This is a genomic window from Candidatus Streptomyces philanthi (genome assembly GCF_059553635.1).
Genome location: NZ_JCANQV010000501.1, coordinates 1 through 2,537, shown reverse-complemented (window position 1 = coordinate 2,537; position 2,537 = coordinate 1). Strand labels below are relative to the sequence as shown.

The 2,537-nt window shown below is 74.5% G+C and carries 2 protein-coding genes and 1 pseudogene; 1 reads left to right on the top strand and 2 read right to left on the bottom strand.

Translation table 11 applies throughout. The features are described from left to right. Positions 1–531 (bottom strand): annotated as a pseudogene (locus tag AC51EU_RS29510) (hypothetical protein); the annotation flags it as partial. A gap of 494 nt (positions 532–1,025) precedes the next feature. Here AC51EU_RS29510 and sepH point away from each other — a divergent pair. Beyond that, the gene (sepH, locus tag AC51EU_RS29505) at positions 1,026–2,063 is read left to right on the top strand and encodes a septation protein SepH (protein ID WP_496270156.1); all 1,038 of its coding nucleotides are present in this window, start codon (positions 1,026–1,028) and stop codon (positions 2,061–2,063) included. A 63-nt stretch (positions 2,064–2,126) separates the two neighbouring features. Here sepH and AC51EU_RS29500 read toward each other — a convergent pair. Then, a partial coding sequence (locus AC51EU_RS29500; RefSeq protein WP_496270155.1) for a sulfurtransferase occupies positions 2,127–2,537 on the bottom strand: 411 nt, incomplete at its 5' end.

The window sequence follows — 2,537 nt, the reverse complement described above, 5'->3', positions numbered from 1 at the left end:
GGGTCGCGGCATCCCCGTGGCGTCGGCGCCGGCGCGGGGCAGTGCGCGGGTGGCGTCCGGGTCGGCCTGCGGGAGGGCGCGCGTGGCGTCCGGGTCGACGGCGGGCAGCATCCGGGTCGCCTCGTCCTCGGGGGCGGACAGGTCCGGCGCCGCCTGCGGCAGCGGGCGCGTCGGGTCCGCCCCGGGAACGGGCGGCAGGGTTGTGGTGACGGGGGCGTGCGGCGCCCCCTTCTTCCCGGGTGCCTTGTCCGGCTTCCCGCCGGAGGGGCGGTGGGGCTTGGGGCGGGCGGCGGTGCGTGACGCCTCCTTGATCTGCTCGCCGGTGCGCCGGAAGAGATGCTGGAAGACCGATCCGCCGGTGGTGGCCACGACACTGACCACGCCCGCGCCGATGATGGTGCCGTACACGCCGAGCTGGCCCGCGAGGTACGCGGCGCACGCCGCGGCGAGTGCGCTGCCGGCGACCTGAGGGACGCTCAGGTCGAGCCGCTTCTCCTTCTTCTTGTCATCGCTTTCGGTCTTTTCGTCCATCTGCGGCCCTTGGGTGCCCTTCGATCCGTCGTGCACCCAGAAGAACCCCCGGAATGAGGCGAATGGTTCCGGATACGGATTTTCTGTGAACAACGCCACCCACGCCGAAAGTAGAGAAGTCGACAAGGCGACTCCGCGACGTCCTCGGGGCGCAACTCACGCGGCGCGGCGGTGCACCCCGGTGGCCCGAATGGAGTACTGTGGCGAGCCCTGGCCCGGGATTCCGTCCGGCTGCCCGGACTCCCGGAAGGGGCCCCGCAGACGGCCCCCACCTCGGAGCGAGGCCGCCCGGCGCGGGTGACCGGTCCCGGGAAACCGACACGGTCACCGAGAGTGGCGAACCGGCAACCGTGTCATGAGGGCGTTTTCGGGCCACGGTCCGACACGCCGGTTAACTCGGCAATGTTGTGGCAGGCTGCACCCGGGCAGGTCACACTCGATCAGCGGAAGCAGCGACGCACGTGACGTCGGCAGGCACCACCCGGGAGGTCCCCATGCCCGAACTGCGTGTCGTGGCCGTCTCCAACGACGGCACACGGCTGGTGCTCAAAGCTGCGGACAGCACCGAGTACACGCTTCCGATCGACGAGCGGCTGCGCGCCGCCGTCCGCAACGACCGCGCCCGCCTCGGCCAGATCGAGATCGAGGTCGAGAGCCATCTGCGGCCGAGGGACATCCAGGCCCGGATAAGGGCCGGTGCCTCCGCCGAGGAGGTCGCCCAGCTCGCCGGCATCCCCGTCGAACGGGTCCGCCGCTTCGAGGGCCCCGTCCTGGCCGAACGCGCCTTCATGGCCGAGCGCGCCCGCAAGACCCCGGTCCGCCGCCCCGGTGAGAACACCGGCCCCCAGCTCGGCGAGGCCGTCGCCGAACGGCTGCCGCTGCGCGGCGCCGACAAGGACAGCGCCCAGTGGGACTCCTGGCGCCGCGACGACGGCACCTGGGAAGTGCTGCTGGTCTACCGCGCCGCGGGCGAACCGCACTCGGCGATCTGGACGTACGACCCGCCGCGCCGGCTGGTGCAGGCGGTCGACGACGAGGCACGGGCCCTGATCGGCGAGACCGACGACACGCCCGAGCCGAGTGTCCCCTTCGTCCCCCGCATCGCGCGGCTGCCGCGCGACCGGCCGCTGGACCGCGCCCTGGACCGCCAGTCGGCGGACCGCGCCGGCCGGGCGTCCGACGACGAGCAGGAGACGATCGGCGAGCGGGAGCGGGATTCGCTGACCAGCCTGCTGGAGGCGGTGCCCAGCTTCCGCGGCGACATGGTCGTCCCCGACACCGCCGCCACGCAGCAGAGCGACGAGGCGGAGGCCGAAGAGGCCGAGGAGCCGCCCGCGACGGCGGCGAGCGCCGGGGCGGGCTCCGCGTACGCCGATGTGCTGATGCCGCGGGCGGTCGCCGGGCACCGGGACCGGCTCACCGGGACGACCGACCGGCAGGCGGAGGCCGACGGTGTCCGGCCGGGACGCCGGGCCGCGGTGCCCAGCTGGGACGAGATCGTCTTCGGCACCCGCCGCAAGAAACAGGAGTGACGCCCCGCCAAGGCGCCGCCCTCCCCCGGTGAACGGGGAGGGCGGCGCCTTGGCGTGCGCCCGTCAGCCCGGCTGCGCGCCCGTCGCCACCGGCCGCGTCGCGTCGGCGGACCACTCGCTCCACGAACCGACGTACAGCGCGGCGGGGACACCGGCCACCGCCAGGGCGAGCACCTCGTGGGCGGCGGAGACACCCGAGCCGCAGTACACCCCGACCTCGGCGTCCGGTGTGGCGCCCAATGCCGCGAAGCGCGCCGCCAGTTCCTCCGGGGTCCGGAACGTACCGGCCTCGGTGACGTTCTCGGTGGTCGGCGCGGAGACGGCGCCGGGGATGTGCCCCGCGACCCGGTCGAGGGGCTCGACCTCGCCCCGGTAGCGCTCGCCCGCCCGCGCGTCCAGCAGCACACCGCGCCGGGCCAGGGCGGCCGCGTCGTCCGCCGTCAGCAGGGGCAGCGCGCCGGGGGCGGGGGTGAA

Bases quoted from the DNA above. Each gene is read 5' to 3' on its own strand.
- sepH (WP_496270156.1), top strand. From the start codon at position 1,026: ATGCCCGAACTGCGTGTCGTGGCCGTCTCCAACGACGGCACACGGCTG.